The 17,110-nt window shown below is 57.8% G+C and carries 15 protein-coding genes; 10 read left to right on the forward strand and 5 right to left on the reverse strand.

What is annotated here, in order from left to right:
• The first annotated feature begins 2 nt into the window (after positions 1–2).
• Genes HVX72_RS04630 through hycI form a run of 6 tightly spaced genes read left to right on the forward strand, consistent with a single transcriptional unit; the run spans position 3 to position 4,842 of the window.
• On the forward strand, positions 3–926 hold the full coding sequence (locus HVX72_RS04630; protein ID WP_042288625.1) for a respiratory chain complex I subunit 1 family protein: 924 nt from the start codon (positions 3–5) through the stop codon (positions 924–926).
• 17 nt (positions 927–943) lie between these two features.
• Positions 944–2,653, forward strand: a complete 1,710-nt coding sequence (gene hycE / locus HVX72_RS04635) for a formate hydrogenlyase subunit HycE (protein ID WP_042288622.1) — start codon at positions 944–946, stop codon at positions 2,651–2,653.
• A 9-nt stretch (positions 2,654–2,662) separates the two neighbouring features.
• Entirely contained in the window at positions 2,663–3,205 is a 543-nt protein-coding gene (hycF, locus tag HVX72_RS04640; protein WP_060569412.1) for a formate hydrogenlyase subunit HycF, read from the forward strand.
• Positions 3,205–3,972, forward strand: a complete 768-nt coding sequence (gene hycG / locus HVX72_RS04645) for a formate hydrogenlyase subunit HycG (RefSeq protein ID WP_042288616.1) — start codon at positions 3,205–3,207, stop codon at positions 3,970–3,972. The genes hycF and hycG overlap by 1 nt, the downstream gene beginning before the upstream one ends.
• Positions 3,969–4,379 (forward strand): formate hydrogenlyase maturation HycH family protein, encoded by a 411-nt coding sequence (locus HVX72_RS04650; RefSeq protein WP_042288612.1) that lies wholly within the window; start codon positions 3,969–3,971, stop codon positions 4,377–4,379. Before hycG ends, HVX72_RS04650 begins: the two co-directional genes overlap by 4 nt.
• The gene (gene hycI / locus HVX72_RS04655; RefSeq protein ID WP_060569414.1) at positions 4,372–4,842 is read left to right on the forward strand and encodes a hydrogenase maturation peptidase HycI; all 471 of its coding nucleotides are present in this window, start codon (positions 4,372–4,374) and stop codon (positions 4,840–4,842) included. The genes HVX72_RS04650 and hycI overlap by 8 nt, the downstream gene beginning before the upstream one ends.
• A gap of 150 nt (positions 4,843–4,992) precedes the next feature.
• Here hycI and HVX72_RS04660 read toward each other — a convergent pair whose 3' ends face one another.
• From HVX72_RS04660 to ascF, 3 genes are all read right to left on the reverse strand, one after another.
• The gene (locus HVX72_RS04660; protein ID WP_042288608.1) at positions 4,993–5,232 is read right to left on the reverse strand and encodes a SymE family type I addiction module toxin; all 240 of its coding nucleotides are present in this window, start codon (positions 5,230–5,232) and stop codon (positions 4,993–4,995) included.
• A gap of 161 nt (positions 5,233–5,393) precedes the next feature.
• Complete coding sequence (locus HVX72_RS04665) at positions 5,394–6,818, reverse strand: 6-phospho-beta-glucosidase (RefSeq protein WP_181822636.1); 1,425 nt, start codon at positions 6,816–6,818, stop codon at positions 5,394–5,396.
• Positions 6,819–6,840: 22 nt separating this feature from the next.
• Complete coding sequence (gene ascF / locus HVX72_RS04670; RefSeq protein ID WP_042288601.1) at positions 6,841–8,295, reverse strand: PTS cellobiose/arbutin/salicin transporter subunit IIBC; 1,455 nt, start codon at positions 8,293–8,295, stop codon at positions 6,841–6,843.
• A gap of 265 nt (positions 8,296–8,560) precedes the next feature.
• On the opposite strand from ascF, the gene HVX72_RS04675 reads away from it, so the two are divergent.
• From HVX72_RS04675 to hypF, 3 genes are all read left to right on the forward strand, one after another.
• Positions 8,561–9,574 (forward strand): LacI family DNA-binding transcriptional regulator, encoded by a 1,014-nt coding sequence (locus tag HVX72_RS04675; protein WP_181822637.1) that lies wholly within the window; start codon positions 8,561–8,563, stop codon positions 9,572–9,574.
• 145 nt (positions 9,575–9,719) lie between these two features.
• On the forward strand, positions 9,720–10,265 hold the full coding sequence (gene hydN, locus HVX72_RS04680; RefSeq protein ID WP_042288595.1) for an electron transport protein HydN: 546 nt from the start codon (positions 9,720–9,722) through the stop codon (positions 10,263–10,265).
• Between the two features lie 140 nt (positions 10,266–10,405).
• On the forward strand, positions 10,406–12,649 hold the full coding sequence (gene hypF / locus HVX72_RS04685) for a carbamoyltransferase HypF (RefSeq protein ID WP_181822638.1): 2,244 nt from the start codon (positions 10,406–10,408) through the stop codon (positions 12,647–12,649).
• 103 nt (positions 12,650–12,752) lie between these two features.
• Here the strand turns inward: hypF and norW are convergent, their stop codons facing one another.
• Together norW and norV are read right to left on the reverse strand one after the other, a co-directional pair.
• Positions 12,753–13,886: an NADH:flavorubredoxin reductase NorW gene (gene norW / locus HVX72_RS04690; RefSeq protein WP_060569418.1), complete on the reverse strand. Its 1,134-nt coding sequence runs from the start codon at positions 13,884–13,886 to the stop codon at positions 12,753–12,755.
• Positions 13,883–15,328 carry an anaerobic nitric oxide reductase flavorubredoxin gene (gene norV, locus HVX72_RS04695; RefSeq protein ID WP_060569419.1) on the reverse strand — a complete coding sequence of 482 codons (1,446 nt, stop codon included), beginning with the start codon at positions 15,326–15,328 and terminating at the stop codon, positions 13,883–13,885. The genes norW and norV overlap by 4 nt, the downstream gene beginning before the upstream one ends.
• Positions 15,329–15,515: 187 nt before the next feature.
• On the opposite strand from norV, the gene norR reads away from it, so the two are divergent.
• Complete coding sequence (gene norR / locus HVX72_RS04700) at positions 15,516–17,033, forward strand: nitric oxide reductase transcriptional regulator NorR (protein ID WP_181822639.1); 1,518 nt, start codon at positions 15,516–15,518, stop codon at positions 17,031–17,033.
• The last annotated feature ends 77 nt before the right edge of the window (positions 17,034–17,110 follow it).

A 17,110-nucleotide genomic window follows, 5' to 3' on the forward strand; every position in this document is an offset into this window, starting at 1 on the left:
GAATGAGTGTCTTATATCCGTTAATTCAGGCGCTGGTGTTATTTGCCGCTGCGCCGCTGTTGTCCGGCGTGACCCGCGTGGCGCGCGCCCGTCTGCACAATCGCCGCGGGCCGGGCGTTCTGCAGGAGTACCGCGACATTATCAAACTGCTCGGTCGACAAAGCATCGCCCCTGCCGACTCCGGCTGGGTGTTTCGTCTGACGCCGTTTGTGATGGTTGGCGTGATGCTGACTATCGCCACCGCGCTGCCGGTGGTGACCGTCGGTTCGCCGCTGCCGCAACTGGGCGATCTGATCACCCTGATTTACCTGTTCGCCATCGCCCGTTTCTTTTTCGCCATCGCCGGTCTGGATACCGGCAGTCCGTTCACCGCCATCGGCGCCAGCCGTGAAGCGATGCTCGGCGTGCTGGTGGAGCCGATTCTGCTGCTGGGGCTGTGGGTCGCCGCGCAGGTGGCGGGTTCCACCCACATCAGCAATATCACCGACACGATTTACCACTGGCCTGCGGCCCGCAGTATCCCGCTGATCCTCGCGCTGTGCGCCTGCGCGTTCGCCACCTTTATCGAGATGGGCAAACTGCCGTTTGACCTGGCGGAAGCGGAGCAGGAGCTGCAGGAAGGCCCGCTGACGGAATATAGCGGTAGCGGCTTTGCGGTACTGAAATGGGGCATCAGCCTCAAGCAACTGGTGGTGTTGCAGATGTTCGTCGGCGTGTTCCTGCCGTGGGGGCAAATGGAAACGTTCAGCATGGGCGGTTTGCTGCTGGCGCTGGTGATTGCCGTCGCCAAGTTGTTCATCGGCGTGCTGGCGATCGCCCTGTTCGAAAACAGCATGGCGCGTTTGCGTTTTTGCGCCACTTCCCGCGTGACCTGGGCCGGTTTTGGGTTTGCGTTTTTAGCGTTCGTCTCCTTGCTGGTGGCGTGATTGAAGAGAGTTTGAGCATGTCTGAAGAAAAATTAGGTCAACACTACCTTGCGGCGCTGCACCAGGCTTTTCCTGGCGTGGTGCTGGACGAAGCCTGGCAGACCCGAGATCAGCTCACCCTTACCGTGAAGGTGAATTACCTGCCGGAAGTGGTTGAGTTTCTCTACTATAAACAGGGCGGCTGGCTCTCGGTCTTATTCGGTAATGACGAACGCCAGCTGTGCGGGCATTACGCGGTTTACTACGTGCTGTCGATGGAGCAGGGCCAGAAGTGCTGGATCACTGTGCGTGTGGAAGTGGACCCGAACAAACCGGAATATCCGTCTGTTACGCCGCGCGTGCCCGCTGCCGTCTGGGGCGAGCGCGAAGTGCGCGATATGTACGGGCTGATCCCGGTCGGCCTGCCGGATGAGCGCCGTCTGGTGCTGCCGGACGACTGGCCGGACGAACTCTACCCACTGCGTAAAGACAGCATGGACTATCGCCAGCGCCCCGCGCCGACGACCGACGCTGAAACCTACGAGTTTATCAACGAGTTGGGCGACAAGAAAAACAACGTGGTGCCGATCGGCCCACTGCATGTCACCTCTGACGAGCCGGGACACTTCCGCCTGTTCGTTGACGGTGAAAACATTATCGACGCTGACTACCGTCTGTTCTACGTCCACCGCGGGATGGAAAAGCTGGCGGAAACCCGCATGGGTTACAACGAGGTGACTTTCCTTTCGGATCGCGTGTGCGGTATCTGCGGTTTCGCTCACAGCACCGCCTACACCACTTCCGTTGAAAACGCGATGGGCATTCAGGTGCCGGAACGCGCGCAGATGATCCGCGCCATTCTGCTGGAGGTGGAGCGTCTGCACTCCCATCTTCTGAACCTCGGTCTGGCCTGTCACTTCACCGGGTTTGACTCCGGCTTTATGCAGTTTTTCCGCGTGCGTGAAACCTCCATGAAGATGGCGGAGATCCTCACTGGCGCGCGTAAAACTTACGGTCTTAATCTGATCGGCGGAATTCGTCGTGACCTGCTGAAGGACGACATGATCCAGACCCGTCAACTGGCCCAGCAGATGCGTCGCGACGTACAGGAACTGGTGGATATGCTGCTCAGCACGCCCAACATGGAGCAGCGCACCGTGGGTATCGGTCGTCTTGACCCGGAAATTGCCCGCGACTTCAGCAACGTCGGCCCGATGGTGCGCGCCAGCGGTCATGCCCGTGATACCCGCGCCGATCACCCGTTCGTTGGCTACGGTCTGCTGCCGATGGAAGTCCACAGTGAGCAAGGCTGCGACGTGATTTCTCGTCTGAAAGTGCGTATTAACGAGGTTTACACTTCGTTGAACATGATCGACTTCGGCCTGGACAACCTGCCGGGCGGCCCGCTGATGGTGGAAGGGTTCACCTACATTCCGCACCGCTTCGCGCTGGGCTTCTCGGAAGCGCCACGTGGGGATGATATCCACTGGAGCATGACCGGCGACAACCAGAAGTTGTACCGCTGGCGCTGCCGTGCGGCAACCTACGCCAACTGGCCGACCCTGCGTTACATGCTGCGCGGCAACACCGTTTCCGACGCGCCGCTGATTATCGGTAGCCTCGATCCTTGCTACTCCTGTACCGACCGCATGACCGTGGTTGATGTGCGCAAGAAGAAAAGCAAGGTCGTGCCGTACAAAGAACTTGAGCGCTACAGCATTGAGCGTAAAAACTCGCCGCTGAAATAAGGAGTCGCCATGTTTACCTTTATCAAAAAAGTGATTAAAACCGGCGCGCCGACGTCGTCTTATCCGCTGGAGCCGATTGCGGTTGATAAAAATTTCCGCGGCAAACCGGAGCACAACCCGCAGCAGTGCATTGGCTGCGCGGCCTGTGTTAACGCCTGTCCGTCGAATGCGCTGACCGTTGAAACCGATCTGGCCACCCATGAGCTTGCCTGGCAGTTCAACCTCGGACGCTGCATTTTCTGCGGGCGCTGTGAGGAAGTCTGCCCGACGGCGGCGATCCGGCTTTCTCAGGAATATGAACTGGCGGTGTGGAAAAAAGAGGATTTCCTGCAGCAGTCTCGCTTTGCGCTGTGCAACTGCCGCGTATGCAACCGTCCTTTCGCGGTGCAAAAGGAGATCGACTACGCCATCGCCCTGCTGAAGCATAACGGCGACAGCCGTGCGGAGCATCACCGTGAAAGTTTTGAGACCTGCCCGGACTGCAAGCGTCAGAAATGCCTGGTGCCGTCCGACCGTATTGAACTGACTCGCCATATGAAAGAGGCCAGCTGATGAGCACATTATTAGGCCCACGCGACGCCAACGGCATTCCGGTGCCGATGACGGTGGACGAATCCATCGCCAGCATGAAGGCGTCGTTACTGAAAAACATCAAGCGTTCGGCTTACGTTTACCGCGTGGACTGTGGCGGCTGTAACGGCTGCGAAATAGAAATTTTCGCCACCCTGTCACCGTTGTTTGACGCCGAACGCTTCGGCATCAAGGTAGTTCCGTCGCCGCGCCATGCGGACATACTGCTGTTTACCGGCGCGGTGACCCGCGCGATGCGTTCTCCTGCGCTGCGCGCATGGCAGTCCGCGCCGGACCCGAAGATTTGCATCTCTTATGGCGCTTGCGGCAACAGCGGCGGGATTTTCCACGACCTGTACTGCGTCTGGGGCGGTACCGATAAAATCGTGCCGGTCGATGTCTACATTCCGGGCTGTCCTCCCACCCCTGCGGCAACGCTGTACGGTTTTGCGATGGCGCTGGGGCTGCTGGAGCAAAAAATCCATGCGCGCGCGCCGGGGGAATGTGACGAACAGGCGGCGGAAATTTTGCATCCTGACATGGTGCAGCCGTTGCGTGTGAAGGTGGATCGCGCGGCGCGGCGACTGGCGGGTTACCGTTATGGGCGACAGATCGCCGACGATTATCTCAACCAGTTAGGTAAAGGAGAGCATCAGGTGGCGCGCTGGCTGGAGGCGGAAAACGATCCGCGCCTGACCGAGATCGTTACCCATCTGAACCAGGTTGTTGAGGAGGCTCGCATCCGATGAGTGAAACGGTGGTGTTCAGTCAACTGAGCCGTAAGTTTATTGATGAGAACGATGCAACGCCCGCCGAGGCGCAGCAGGTTGTCTATTACAGCCTGGCGATTGGTCACCACCTGGGGGTCATCGACTGCCTGGAGGCGGCGTTGACCTGCCCATGGGATGCGTATCTTGCATGGATTGCCACGCTGGAAGCAGGCAGCGAAGCTCGGCGGAAAATGGAAGGGGTGCCGAAGTACGGCGAGATCGTGATCGATTTTAATCATGTGCAAATGCTGGCGCGGGCGTTTGACAACGCGCTCGCGCGGCAAACTCCGCAGCAGCAGGCGTGGAGTAAACAAATGCTCGGCATGTTGCATGATATTCACCAGGAAAGCGCCATTTATCTGATGGTGAGGAGGCTGCGTGACTGATGTTTTATTGTGCGTCGGTAACAGTATGATGGGCGACGATGGCGCGGGTCCGCTGCTGGCGGAGAAATGCGCCGCCCAGCCACAGGGAGGTTGGGTCGTGATTGACGGCGGTAGCGCGCCAGAAAACGACATCGTGGCGATCCGCGAGCTGCGACCGGATCGGCTGCTGATCGTCGACGCGACCGATATGGGACTGAATCCCGGAGAGATCCGCGTTATCGATCCTGATGACATCGCCGAAATGTTCATGATGACCACCCACAATATGCCGCTGAACTATCTCATCGACCAGCTCAGAGACGATGTCGGCGAAGTGATATTCTTAGGCATTCAGCCGGATATCGTCGGTTTTTATTATCCGATGACCCAGCCGATCAAGGATGCGGTGGAAACCGTCTATCAACGCCTTGCCGGATGGGAAGGGCACGGCGGTTTCGCTCAGCTTGAGACGCAGGAGGCGTGATTTCAGGCGACTGAAACCGCGAAAGCACATTGCCGGATAGCGCTGTCAGCGCCTGATCCGGCAAACGGTTCTCCATCAATTCAGTGCGTCAGGCGGATAAGCGAAACATCATCAGGCTTCTGTGGTTGTCTCCGCGCTATGCCGTGCTCTTTACTCTTTCGCCTGCTCAATAATCAGTTTTCCGTGCATTACCGCCACATTAACGATCGTTCCGGTGGGAAACCCCGCCTGTTCCAGCCAGTCTCCGTTGATGGTCAACGATGCGTGCCGACTGTAGCGCCGCGTATTACCGGTTTTACGATCTTCATGCCGCTTGCGGACATAGCTGACCTTTAAGCGACGAAACGGTTTACTGATTGCGGCATTATGCGTGTCAGTTTCAAACGTCATAAACGATTCCTTGTTACCACGGTGGATGTGATTACTGTATAAAATGCCAGTAAAAATGCGTCGGGGCAAACCTGAAACTGGAAGGCGGATTCCGTAATTTAAATGCAAGAGATGTAACGAAAGGGAAGGAACTGCCGGATAAGGGTCATCCGGCAATCTGGTTACGCCAGGTCTTCGCCGTTGCTGGCAATCACTTTTTTGTACCACCAGAACGACTTTTTACGGGTTCGTTCGAGGGGGCCGTTTCCGGCGTCGTCGCGGTCGACGTAGACAAAACCGTAGCGCTTGCTCATCTCACCGGTCGACGCAGATACCAGGTCAATGCAGCCCCAGGTGGTGTAGCCCATCAGCGGTACGCCATCCTCAATGGCGTCGGCCATGGCGCGGATATGTTCACGCAGGTAACTAATACGGTAATCGTCGTTAATTTCACCGTTCACACCGATTTCATCTTTGGCGCCGAGGCCGTTTTCCACCAGGAACAGCGGCTTCTGATAGCGGTCATACATCATGTTCATGGTGATGCGCAGACCGAGCGGGTCGATGCCCCAGCCCCAGTCACTGACCTGAAGATAGGGGTTGCGCAGCGATTTAACCACGTTAGCCGCACGGGTGTTTTGCGTGTTCATCTCCGCCGACGCACAACGCGAGGCGTAGTAGCTGAACGACACGAAATCGACGGTATTTTTCAGGATCGCATCATCTTCCGGCGCTTTCTCAATCACCACGCCTTTCTCGCGAAACACGCGAGCGGAATAAGCCGGGTAGGCGCCGCGCGCCTGTACGTCGATAAAGAACAGGTTTTCGCGGTCTTTCTCCAGCGCCATCCATACGTCCTCCGGTTTGCAAGAGTAAGGATAAAAATTACCGCCCGCCAGCATACAGCCCACCTGGTTCTGCGGGTTAATGTCATGGGCGATTTGGGTCGCCAGCGCGCTGGCGATCAGCTCATGATGGGCGGCCTGATATTTCACCTGATCCGGATTCTCGCCTTCTTCAAACACCAGGCCGGCCCCCGAAAATGGACTGTGCAGCATGATGTTAATTTCATTGAAGGTCAGCCAGTATTTCACCAGACCGTCAAACGCTTCAAAGCAGGTGCGCGCGTAGCGGGTGAAGAAGTCCACCATTTTGCGGTTGCGCCACGAGCCGTATTGCGTGACCAGATGCATTGGCACGTCGAAGTGGCAGAGAGTGACCAGCGGTTCGATACCGTACTTTTTACATTCGGCAAAAACGGCGCGGTAAAAGGCAATTCCCTCTGCGTTGGGCGTCAGTTCGTCGCCGTTCGGGTAAACGCGGCTCCAGGCGATCGAGGTGCGAAAAACGGTGAAGCCCATTTCCGCCATGAGCGCAATATCCTCTTTGTAGCGATGGTAAAAGTCGATCGCCTCATGGCTTGGGTAAAACTCGTCATTCCGCAGTTCGAAACGCTTTTCCAGACCCAGCTTAACCGGCATGCGATGCTCGCCGTGCGGGATCATATCCACGGTGGCCAGCCCTTTGCCGCCTTCGCGATACGCCCCTTCAGACTGGTTAGCGGCGAGCGCGCCGCCCCATAAGAATCCTTGCGGAAATACAGACATAGTAAACCTCAGTTAATGCCAGTCAGACGCTGGCCTCTTTTGCAGTGTTCGGTTGGGCGCCGTGGTGTTTCCGCGCCTGCGCGGCAGCGTCTTCAACAGGGAGGTCTTCAAAGCCGAGCAGTAGCGTCAGCACGAATGACAGCACCACCGCCAGCGCCATGACGCCAAACACCCAGACAATGGTCATCGGATTGGTGGGATCAAAGAACTGTACGCTGGTAAACAGGCCCGGCGCCGCCATGGAGTGGCTGGCGAGCCCCGCCATACCGGCGACCGCGCCGCAGATAAAGCCGCTAATGAGGCTTGCGATCAGCGGACGCTTCAAACGTACCGCCACGCCGTACAGCGCCGGTTCGGAAATGCCCGCCATGATGGCGGAGGCGGCAGCGGCCAGCGCGGTCTGGCGCAGCTCCGGGTTTTTAGTTTTCCATGCCACGGCAAGGGAGGAGCCGCCCAATGACAGGTTCGCGCCGATTTCAGAGGGCATCACCATGCCTTCTTTGCCCGTTTCGGCGATGGTCTGAATGATGGTCGGCGTGAAAACGCGGTGCATCCCGGTCATCACCAGCAGCGGCCAGAGCGCCCCCATAATGGCGACGGAGAGCCAGCCAAGATAGCCGTGAATGGTGTAGACCAGCGCAGAGATCGCGCTTCCGATCCAGATCCCAATCGGCCCGATCAGGACGATAGCGAGCGGGGCGGCAATCAGCACGATCAGCATCGGTTTAAGGAAGTTTTTGGTGACCGCAGGCGTAATGCGATCGACCCAGCGTTCGATGTACGACAAGCACCAGGTCATCACCAGCGCCGGGATGACCGTATAGGTATATTTCACCGCCGTGACCGGGATCAGGGCAAACTCCACATGCTCGCCCTGCGCCGCTTTCGCCATCAGGTCGATAAAGCTCGGATGCACCAGCACGCCCGCAATCGCGATGGCCAGCGACATATTGGTTTTGAATTTGATGGCGGCAGACGCGGCGACCATCAGCGGCAGGAAGAAGAACGCGCCGTCGCCAATCACCGTCAGAAGTGTCAGAGTGGAGGAGCCTTTCTCCAGTACGCCAGTCATCTCAAGGATCATGGCCAGCAGTTTCAGCATCGATCCGCCGATAATCGCCGGGATCAGCGGCGACATGGTGCCGATCAGCGCATCAAGGATCCCCGCGCCTATCCGCTTCAGCGTCAGTTTCGGTTTCCCTTCGGGTTCTGCGGGCTGCATTTCGCCCGGCAGCAGGCTGACGACGTCGCGATAAGCCTGGGACACGGTATTGCCGATGATCACCTGGCACTGGTTGTCACTGCGAACAACGCCGAGTACGCCGCTGATGGATTTCAACGTGGCGCCGTCAACCTGCGAATCATCTTTGATCACGAAACGCAGGCGCGTCATGCAGTGCGTCACTGCGCTGATATTGTCGACGCCGCCCAGAGCCGTCACCACGGCGCGCGCCAGCGCTGCATAGTTTTTTGACATAGGATTTTTATCCTGTTTTATCAGTAGGGTACGTTTAATTTATGCCGTACGGTCGGGTGAGCGAGCGTCGGTTACGAATCGCTTATGAGAAACCGGTTCCACAAAATCATGAATAGTTTGTCTTTGTTCGGCAATAGATAAAAATTACTATTTTTCATAAATGTGATTTTTATCACTTATGTTTTTTGCCTCTGTTTTACCATCAGGGACAACCACGCAGCGGTGCAGTACACTGCGTCACATTGCGGGAAAAGGAAGATAAAATATGACGACGATGCTGGAGGTAGCGAAGCGGGCCGGGGTGTCGAAAGCGACGGTTTCGCGGGTGCTTTCAGGGAATGGCTACGTCAGCCAGGAGACAAAAGATCGCGTGTTTCAGGCGGTAGAAGAAAGCGGTTATCGTCCCAATCTTCTGGCGCGCAGTCTGGCGGCGAAATCCACCCAGACGCTCGGCCTGGTGGTGACCAATACCCTTTATTATGGCGTCTATTTTAGCGAGCTATTGTTTCATACCGCGCGGATGGCGGAGGAGAAAGGACGTCAGTTGCTGTTGGCCGATGGTAAACACAGCGCCAGGGAAGAGCGCCAGGCGATTCAGTACCTGCTGGATTTGCGCTGCGACGCGATCATGATTTATCCGCGTTTTCTCAGCGTCGATGAGATCGATGAGATCATCGATAGCCATTCGCAACCGATTATGGTGCTGAACCGCCGGCTGCGTAAAAACAGCAGCCACTGCGTCTGGTGCGATCACAAGCAAACCAGTTTCAACGCGGTGGCGGAACTGATTGCTGCCGGGCACCGGCACATCGCCTTTATTACCGGCTCGATGGATTCGCCCACCGGGGTTGAGCGTTTGTCAGGCTATAAAGACGCGCTGACCCGACACGGTATCGCCGTCGACGAACGACTGATCGTCAAAGGCAAATGGACGCCAGCCTGCGGCGCGGCGGGGGTAAAAACGCTGCTCTCGCGCAATGCGGCCTTTACCGCGCTGGTCGCCAGTAATGACGACATGGCGATCGGCGCGATGAAGCAGCTACACGACAGCGGGCTGGCGGTACCGGCGCAGGTGTCGGTGATCGGTTTCGATGACATTGCGTTGGCGCCGTATACCCTTCCGGCGCTTTCCAGCGTGAAGATCCCGGTGACCGAGATGATTCAGGAAACCATGGGGCGTCTCATCTTTATGCTCGATGGCGGGGCGTTCACGCCGCCGAAAACCTTTACCGGTACGCTTATCCCGCGTGATTCCCTGATTTCCCGCTCGGGTCAGTAAGGGTTGTCATCCGTCATCGTCATTCGTGACGATGACACCTTTCTGGTGGGCTATTTTTTTAAAATTGTTATATATAACAATAAGTTAAAAACTGGCATGATTTGTGAATGCTCAGGCGCACGAACTGTCATTGCTGGAGAAATTGATGAACCGTTTCATCATTGCAGACGCCAATAAATGCATTGGTTGCCGTACCTGTGAAGTGGCCTGCGTGGTCTCCCATCAGGAAAACCAGGACTGCGCGTCCCTGACCCCTGAAACCTTTTTACCCCGCATTCATGTCATTAAAGGCGTAAATGTTTCTACCGCGACGCTGTGCCGCCAGTGCGAAGACGCACCCTGCGCCAATGTCTGCCCGAACGGCGCCATCAGCCGCGACAAAGGCTTTGTTCACGTGATGCAAGAGCGCTGCATTGGTTGTAAAACCTGCGTGGTGGCCTGTCCGTATGGCGCGATGGAAGTGGTCGTACGTCCGGTTGTTCGCAACAGCGGAGCAGGGCTGAATGTTCGAGCGGAAAAAGCGGAAGCCAACAAATGCGACCTGTGCCATCACCGCGAAGCGGGACCGGCGTGTATGGAAGCCTGCCCGACCCATGCGCTGATTTGCGTTGACCGCAATAAGCTCGAGCAGCTCAGTGCGGAAAAACGTCGCCGCGCCGCGCTGGATTCCTCTGCGTCTTTGCTGTTCTGATCGCTGAAAATCCGCGTAAAATAGTTCAGCTTTTATGCCTGATGGCGCTGCGTTTATCAGGCCCGCAAGCGCGACAATAGGTAGGCCGGAGAAGGCGAAGCCGCCTTCCGGTACAGTGCGGATCAAGGTGAGAGAAGACGATGGAAACAATCAACCATGCTGGCGTAGCGCTGCGCATTCGGGGCAAAGTGCAGGGCGTTGGATTTCGCCCTTTTGTCTGGCAACTGGCGCAGCATCTGCAGTTGCATGGCGATGTCTGCAACGATGGCGACGGCGTGGTGGTGCGTTTGCTGGAAGACCCCGCAGTGTTTATCACCGCGCTTCACAAACATTGTCCTCCGCTGGCGCGCATTGACAGCGTAGAGAGAGAGCCGTTTACCTGGTCGCTGCCTCCTGCGGAATTTACCATCCGACAAAGCGCGGGCGGCGCCATGAACACGCAGATCGTGCCCGATGCGGCGACCTGCCCGGAATGTCTGGCGGAAATGAACGCGCCTGGCGAACGGCGCTACCGTTATCCCTTCATCAACTGTACGCACTGCGGTCCGCGCTTTACGATTATTCGCGCGATGCCCTACGACCGTCCTTACACCGTCATGGCGGCCTTTCCGCTGTGTCCAGCATGTGAAAAAGAGTACCGCGATCCCCATGACCGTCGCTTTCACGCCCAGCCGGTGGCGTGTCCGGCCTGCGGTCCGCACCTTGAATGGCGGAGCGGCGAAGAACGTGCAGAAAAAGACGTCGCGCTGATGACGGCGGTCAACGTGCTGAAAGCGGGGGGAATCGTTGCCGTTAAGGGCATTGGCGGATTTCATCTGGCTTGCGACGCACGAAATTCCCGGGCGGTGGCCACGCTACGCATGCGTAAGCGTCGTCCGGCGAAACCGCTGGCGGTGATGTTGCCTGACGATCGCGGTCTGCCGGAAGCGGCGCGCAACGTGTTGCGCACGCCCGCCGCACCGATTGTGCTGATCGACAAACGGCACGTGGCTGCATTATGCGAGGCCATAGCCCCCGGCCTCAACGAAGTGGGAGTCATGCTGCCAGCCAATCCGTTGCAACATCTGCTGTTACAGGAACTGGGTTTTCCGCTGGTCATGACCTCCGGCAACCTTAGCGGCAAGCCGCCAGCCATCACCAATACGCAGGCGCTGGACGATTTGCAGGCCATCGCCGACGGATTCCTGCTGCATAACCGCGACATTGTGCAGCGAATGGACGATTCGGTGGTACGCGAAAGCGGTGAAATGCTGCGGCGTTCGCGCGGGTATGTGCCGGACGCGCTGACGCTGCCGCCGGGATTTCGCGACCTGCCGCCGATGTTGTGCCTGGGGGCGGATCTGAAAAATACCTTCTGTCTGGTGCGTGGCGGGCAGGCGGTTCTCAGCCAACATCTGGGCGATCTGAGCGATGATGGCATCCAGAGCCAGTGGCGCGAGGCGCTGCGCTTGATCCAGAACATCTACGACTTTACGCCCCAGAGGCTGGTTTGCGATGCCCATCCGGGTTATGTCTCCAGCCAGTGGGCTGGCGAGATGGCGTTGCCGACGGAAACGGTGCTTCATCATCACGCCCATGCGGCGGCCTGTCTGGCCGAACACGGCTGGCCGCTGGACGGCGGCGATGTTATCGCCCTGACCCTGGACGGTATCGGCATGGGAGAGGCGGGCGCGCTGTGGGGCGGCGAATGTCTGCGGGTAAATTACCAGGACTGTGAACATCTCGGCGGGCTGCCAGCCGTGGCGCTGCCGGGGGGCGATCTCGCCGCGATTCAACCCTGGCGCAATCTGCTCGCCCAGTGCCTGCAGTTTGTTCCTGACTGGCAGCAGTCGCCAGAAACCGCCGCGGCGCAGCAGCAGAACTGGCCCGTGCTGGCCCGCGCCATTGAGCGGGGGATCAATGCGCCGCTGGCCTCTTCCTGTGGTCGCTTATTTGACGCTGTGGCGGCGGCGTTGGGCTGCGCGCCCACGTCGCTCAGCTATGAAGGCGAAGCCGCCTGTGCGCTGGAAGCGCTGGCCGTTCAGTGCGACGATGTTCCACATCCGGTGACGTTACCGTTGAGCGGAAACCTGTTGGATCTGGCGACCTTCTGGCGGCAATGGCTGGACTGGCAAGCCCCGCTGGCAGAACGCGCATGGGCATTCCATGACGCGCTGGCGCAAGGGTTTGCCACGATGATGCGCAAGCAGGCCACTGCGCGGGGGATCTCCACGTTGGTCTTTAGCGGCGGCGTGATGCACAACCGTTTGTTGCGGGCGCGACTGAGGGTTCACCTGTCTGATTTTAATCTGCTCTTTCCGCAGCAGCTCCCGGCGGGCGACGGCGGACTTTCGTTTGGGCAGGGCGTAATTGCGGCGGCGCGCTGGCTGGCGCGGCATAAATAAAAAAGCCCCGGGACTGCCGGGGCAAAGCAACAAGCAATAATGAACGTCCGTGTTCGTGAGGTTAATAAAGCAGGGGCATTGTGGCCGGAGGGCGCGGCAGGCGTTACGCCGGCAACGATTTCAGCAGGGCGAAGGCCTCTTTCATGCGGTCTTCGCTCACGACAAAGGCGCAAAGTTGCCCTTCCTCGTTCATCCCCTTTGCCACCATTCCGTCGGATTCCGCGCTGATCTGCCAGGCGAGATCGCGTCGCTGGGTTTCTCCGGCAAGATGCAGCGGCAGTTCCGGGGTTTTGACTTTTACCAGCATGGCGGGCAGCTTCAGCGGCGCGTTGCCGCCGAGCAGGTTTTTCGCCAGGTACATTGCGCTAAGCTGTATCGGTTGCAGGAATGGCAGTACCTGACCGTTGATTTCTGCGCAGTCGCCAATGGCATAAATATCCGCGTTGCTGGTTTGCAGACAGGTATCCACGCAGACGCCGCGATTCACGTTCACACCGGCGCGGCGCGCCAGCGCGGTTTCCGGTCGCAGGCCGGTGGCGGCAATCACGGCATCCACTTCAATGCTGCGTTCGCGATCCAGCGCGGCGCGAATACCGGTGGCGGTTTTTTCCAGACGCTGTAACTGTGACTTCAGCAGCAGATGCACGCCCATATCGGTAAGCCGGTGCTGTAAGCGACTGCTCACTTCCGGCGGCATCAGCGAGGCGAGAAGGCTGGCGGCGTTGTCGATCAGCGTGACCGCCTTGCCCGCACGGCAAAAATCCATCGCTAATTCGCTGCCGATAAGACCGCCCCCGACAATCAGCACCCGCTGGGCGTCGCGCAACTGCGTTTCACAGGCGCGGTATTCTTGCTGGCTGTTTAACGTGAGCATTAACTCACGTCCCGGGACGGGCGGAACAAAGGCTGCCGCGCCCGTGGCAAGAACCAGCTTTTCATACTGCCATTGCGTATCCTGACTTTTCACCACGTGGGCGTCGGCATCGATGTCGGTCACCCAGGTATGCGGGAACAGGCGCAGGTTGAACTGTTCGGCAAACTCGCCCGCCGACTGGCGGGTGAGATCGTCGGCGCGTTGCGACTGGCTTATCACATGGCTGAGATCGGGTTTGTTGTACTCGTCCATGCTATCGGCAGCAATCAGGGTTAACGGGATTTCCGCGTCCTGTTTACGGATGTTTTTTACTAACTGGCGGGCGGCAAAGCCCGAACCAATGATAACGATTCCCCGGTTCATTTTGCCTCCGTCGCCAGCTCGTCGAACACGTCCTTACCTAATGAGCATTCCGGGCACAGGAAGTTGTCCGGAACCTCACTCCACGGCGTACCCGGTGCGACGTCCTGCAGCGGCTCACCTTTTTCCGGGTCGTAGATCCACTGGCAGACGCTGCACTGCATGCAGGGGCCGAGATCGGCGGCCGCAGGGGTTTCAACTGGCGCGCTTTCTGCTGCTACCGCTTTCGGCGCGGCTTCCGGCAGCGGTGCGAGCGCCCACTGACGGGCAATGTCGCGCCCGTGCTGACGGCACAGTTCCAGCGCGTCCAGATCCGGACGCCATTTCGCCTTCAGGCTCAGGGACATCTCAAAGCCGGCATCCTGCAGGCGGGTAGAGAGACGATCAACCGCGCCGCCGCTCCAGCCGTGAGAACCAAAAGCGCTGGCGCGCTTGTTACGAAAGCGCAAGCCGGTCATCTCTTCCACCAGTCCGGCGATTTTTGGCATCATCACATTATTCATCGTCGAGGTACCGACCAGTACGCCTTTGGATCGGAAGACGTTGGTCAGGATTTCGTTTTTGTCGCTGCGGGCGACGTTAAAGATTTTTACCGCCACGTTTGGGTCAACTTCGTTAATACCCTGGGCGATGGCATCCGCCATCATGCGGGTATTGTTGGACATGGTGTCATAGAAGATAGTGATGCGATCTTCCTGGTAGTCCGCCGCCCATTTCAGATACAGCTCAACGATTTGCGTGGGATTATCGCGCCAGACCACGCCGTGGGAGGTGGCGATCATATCGACCGGCAGGTTAAAGCCGAGGATTTCAGTGATCTTGGGCGTCACCAGGCGGCTGAACGGCGTCAGGATGTTAGCGTAGTAGCGTTGGCACTGTTCAAACAGTTCGGTTTGATCCACTTCATCATTGAACAGACGTTCGTCGCAGTAGTGCTGGCCGAAGGCGTCGTTACTGAACAACACCGCATCGCCGGTCATGTAGGTCATCATACTGTCCGGCCAATGCAGCATCGGGGTTTCGACGAAGATCAGCTGTTTGCCGTTGCCGATATCCAGTGTGTCGCCAGTTTTCACTACCTTAAAGTTCCATTCCGGATGATGGTGATGGCCGGTGATCGAATCGATGGCGTTGGCGGTGCAGTAGATTGGCGTGTCCGGGATCTGAGTCATTAGCTCCGTCAACGCCCCGGCATGATCTTCTTCCGCGTGGTTAATGATGATGTAATCGATATCCGCAAGGTCAATTTCACCCCGTAAATTCTGTACGAATTCGCGGCTGAATTTATGATCAACGGTGTCGATCAGTACGTTTTTTTCTTCGCGAATCAGATAGCTGTTATAGCTGCTGCCGCGCAGCGTTTTGTATTCGGTGCCGTGAAAATCGCGTACTTCCCAGTCACGTTGGCCAACCCAATGAATGTTATTTTTAACCAGAATAGACATAGCAACCTCAATTAATTCAGCGTTGTTCAAAAGTGTTGCTTTGCTTATTGCAGGTTACGTGCCAACTATTTATCTCTTTGATTTTTAATGATTTGTTAGTTTTTATATTTATAGTGATAGTCAAAAAGACTATGATTAATGATGTCAATATGACATTATGTATTGTCAAAATGACAATGAGGTAGCCATGAGTTTTTCCGTTGACGTACTGGCGGGGATCGCCATCGAATTACAGCGCGGCGTCGGGCATCAGGATCGCTTTCAGCGGCTGATAACCACGCTACGCCAGGTGCTGGAGTGCGATGCTTCCGCGCTGCTGCGCTATGAGGCGCGCCAGTTTATTCCGCTGGCGATCGACGGTCTGGCGCAGGACGTGTTGGGCAGGCGCTTTACCCTGGAAGGTCACCCGCGTCTGGAAGCCATCGCCCGCGCCGGGGACGTGGTGCGTTTTCCCGCAGACAGCGATCTGCCTGACCCCTACGATGGGCTGATTCCCGGTCAGGAGAGTTTAAAAGTGCATGCCTGCATCGGCCTGCCGCTGTTTGCCGGGCAAAACCTGATCGGCGCGCTAACTCTTGATGGTATGGAGCCCGACCAGTTTGACGTTTTCAGCGATGAGGAGCTCCGCCTTATCGCCGCGCTGGCCGCTGGCGCGCTCAGCAATGCGCTGTTGATAGAACAGCTGGAAAGCCAGAATATGCTGCCCGGTTCGACGACCGATTTCGGCCAGGTAAAAGAGACGCAGATGATTGGCCTGTCGCCCGGCATGATGCAGTTGAAAAAAGAGATTGAGATTGTGGCGGCGTCCGATCTCAACGTTCTGATCAGCGGCGAAACGGGTACCGGGAAAGAGCTGGTGGCAAAAGCGATTCATGAAGGTTCGCCGCGCGCGGTAAATCCGCTGGTGTATCTGAACTGTGCCGCGTTGCCGGAAAGCGTGGCGGAGAGCGAACTGTTTGGTCATGTCAAAGGCGCGTTTACCGGGGCCATCAGCAACCGTAGCGGGAAATTTGAAATGGCCGATAACGGCACGCTGTTTCTGGATGAGATCGGCGAGCTGTCGTTGGCGTTGCAGGCCAAACTTTTGCGCGTCTTACAGTACGGCGATATTCAGCGGGTTGGCGACGATCGCAGTCTACGGGTGGACGTACGCGTACTGGCGGCTACCAACCGCGACCTGCGCGAAGAGGTGATGGCAGGGCGCTTTCGTGCTGACTTGTTCCACCGCCTGAGCGTTTTTCCGCTGTCCGTTCCCCCGCTGCGCGAGCGCGGGGAGGATGCGGTGCTGCTGGCGGGCTATTTCTGCGAGCAGTGCCGGTTGCGGCTGGGACTTTCCCGGGTGGCGCTGAGCCCGGGGGCGCGAAATTATCTGCTGAACTATGCCTGGCCGGGTAACGTCCGCGAGCTGGAGCATGCGATTCACCGCGCAGTGGTGCTGGCGCGGGCGACACGGGGCGGGGATGAAGTGGTGCTGGAAGCGCAGCATTTCGCTCGCCTGGACGATGCCCCCGCTTCGCAAACAGACGTTGCGCCGGAGATGCCGCAGGCGGTTAATCTGCGTGATGCTACCGAGTCGTTTCAGCGCGAGACGATCCGCCGTGCGCTGGCGCAGCATCATCACAACTGGGCGGCCAGCGCCCGGGCGTTAGAAATGGACGTCGCCAACCTGCACCGGCTGGCGAAGCGTCTGGGGTTGAAAAGTTAGAGTACGCGCGGGGACGTTCTGGTCCGATTCACATTTTTTATAGTGCTTGTTTAATACAAAAGTGTATCTGGTAGTTA

The sequence above is a fragment of the Citrobacter sp. RHB21-C05 genome, assembly GCF_013889015.1.
Lineage (GTDB): Bacteria > Pseudomonadota > Gammaproteobacteria > Enterobacterales > Enterobacteriaceae > Citrobacter_A > Citrobacter_A sedlakii.

Excerpts from the sequence above, each read along its gene's own strand:
- hydN (WP_042288595.1), top strand. The coding sequence starts at position 9,720 with ATGAACCGTTTCATCATTGCAGACGCCAATAAATGCATTGGTTGCCGT.
- HVX72_RS04665 (WP_181822636.1), bottom strand. The coding sequence starts at position 6,818 with ATGTCTGTATTTCCGCAAGGATTCTTATGGGGCGGCGCGCTCGCCGCT.
- hypF (WP_181822638.1), top strand. The coding sequence starts at position 10,406 with ATGGAAACAATCAACCATGCTGGCGTAGCGCTGCGCATTCGGGGCAAA.
- HVX72_RS04660 (WP_042288608.1), bottom strand. The coding sequence starts at position 5,232 with ATGACGTTTGAAACTGACACGCATAATGCCGCAATCAGTAAACCGTTT.
- norW (WP_060569418.1), bottom strand. The coding sequence starts at position 13,886 with ATGAACCGGGGAATCGTTATCATTGGTTCGGGCTTTGCCGCCCGCCAG.
- norR (WP_181822639.1), top strand. The coding sequence starts at position 15,516 with ATGAGTTTTTCCGTTGACGTACTGGCGGGGATCGCCATCGAATTACAG.
- hycF (WP_060569412.1), top strand. The coding sequence starts at position 2,663 with ATGTTTACCTTTATCAAAAAAGTGATTAAAACCGGCGCGCCGACGTCG.
- hycG (WP_042288616.1), top strand. The coding sequence starts at position 3,205 with ATGAGCACATTATTAGGCCCACGCGACGCCAACGGCATTCCGGTGCCG.
- HVX72_RS04675 (WP_181822637.1), top strand. The coding sequence starts at position 8,561 with ATGACGACGATGCTGGAGGTAGCGAAGCGGGCCGGGGTGTCGAAAGCG.
- hycE (WP_042288622.1), top strand. The coding sequence starts at position 944 with ATGTCTGAAGAAAAATTAGGTCAACACTACCTTGCGGCGCTGCACCAG.
- HVX72_RS04650 (WP_042288612.1), top strand. The coding sequence starts at position 3,969 with ATGAGTGAAACGGTGGTGTTCAGTCAACTGAGCCGTAAGTTTATTGAT.
- norV (WP_060569419.1), bottom strand. The coding sequence starts at position 15,328 with ATGTCTATTCTGGTTAAAAATAACATTCATTGGGTTGGCCAACGTGAC.
- ascF (WP_042288601.1), bottom strand. The coding sequence starts at position 8,295 with ATGTCAAAAAACTATGCAGCGCTGGCGCGCGCCGTGGTGACGGCTCTG.
- HVX72_RS04630 (WP_042288625.1), top strand. The coding sequence starts at position 3 with ATGAGTGTCTTATATCCGTTAATTCAGGCGCTGGTGTTATTTGCCGCT.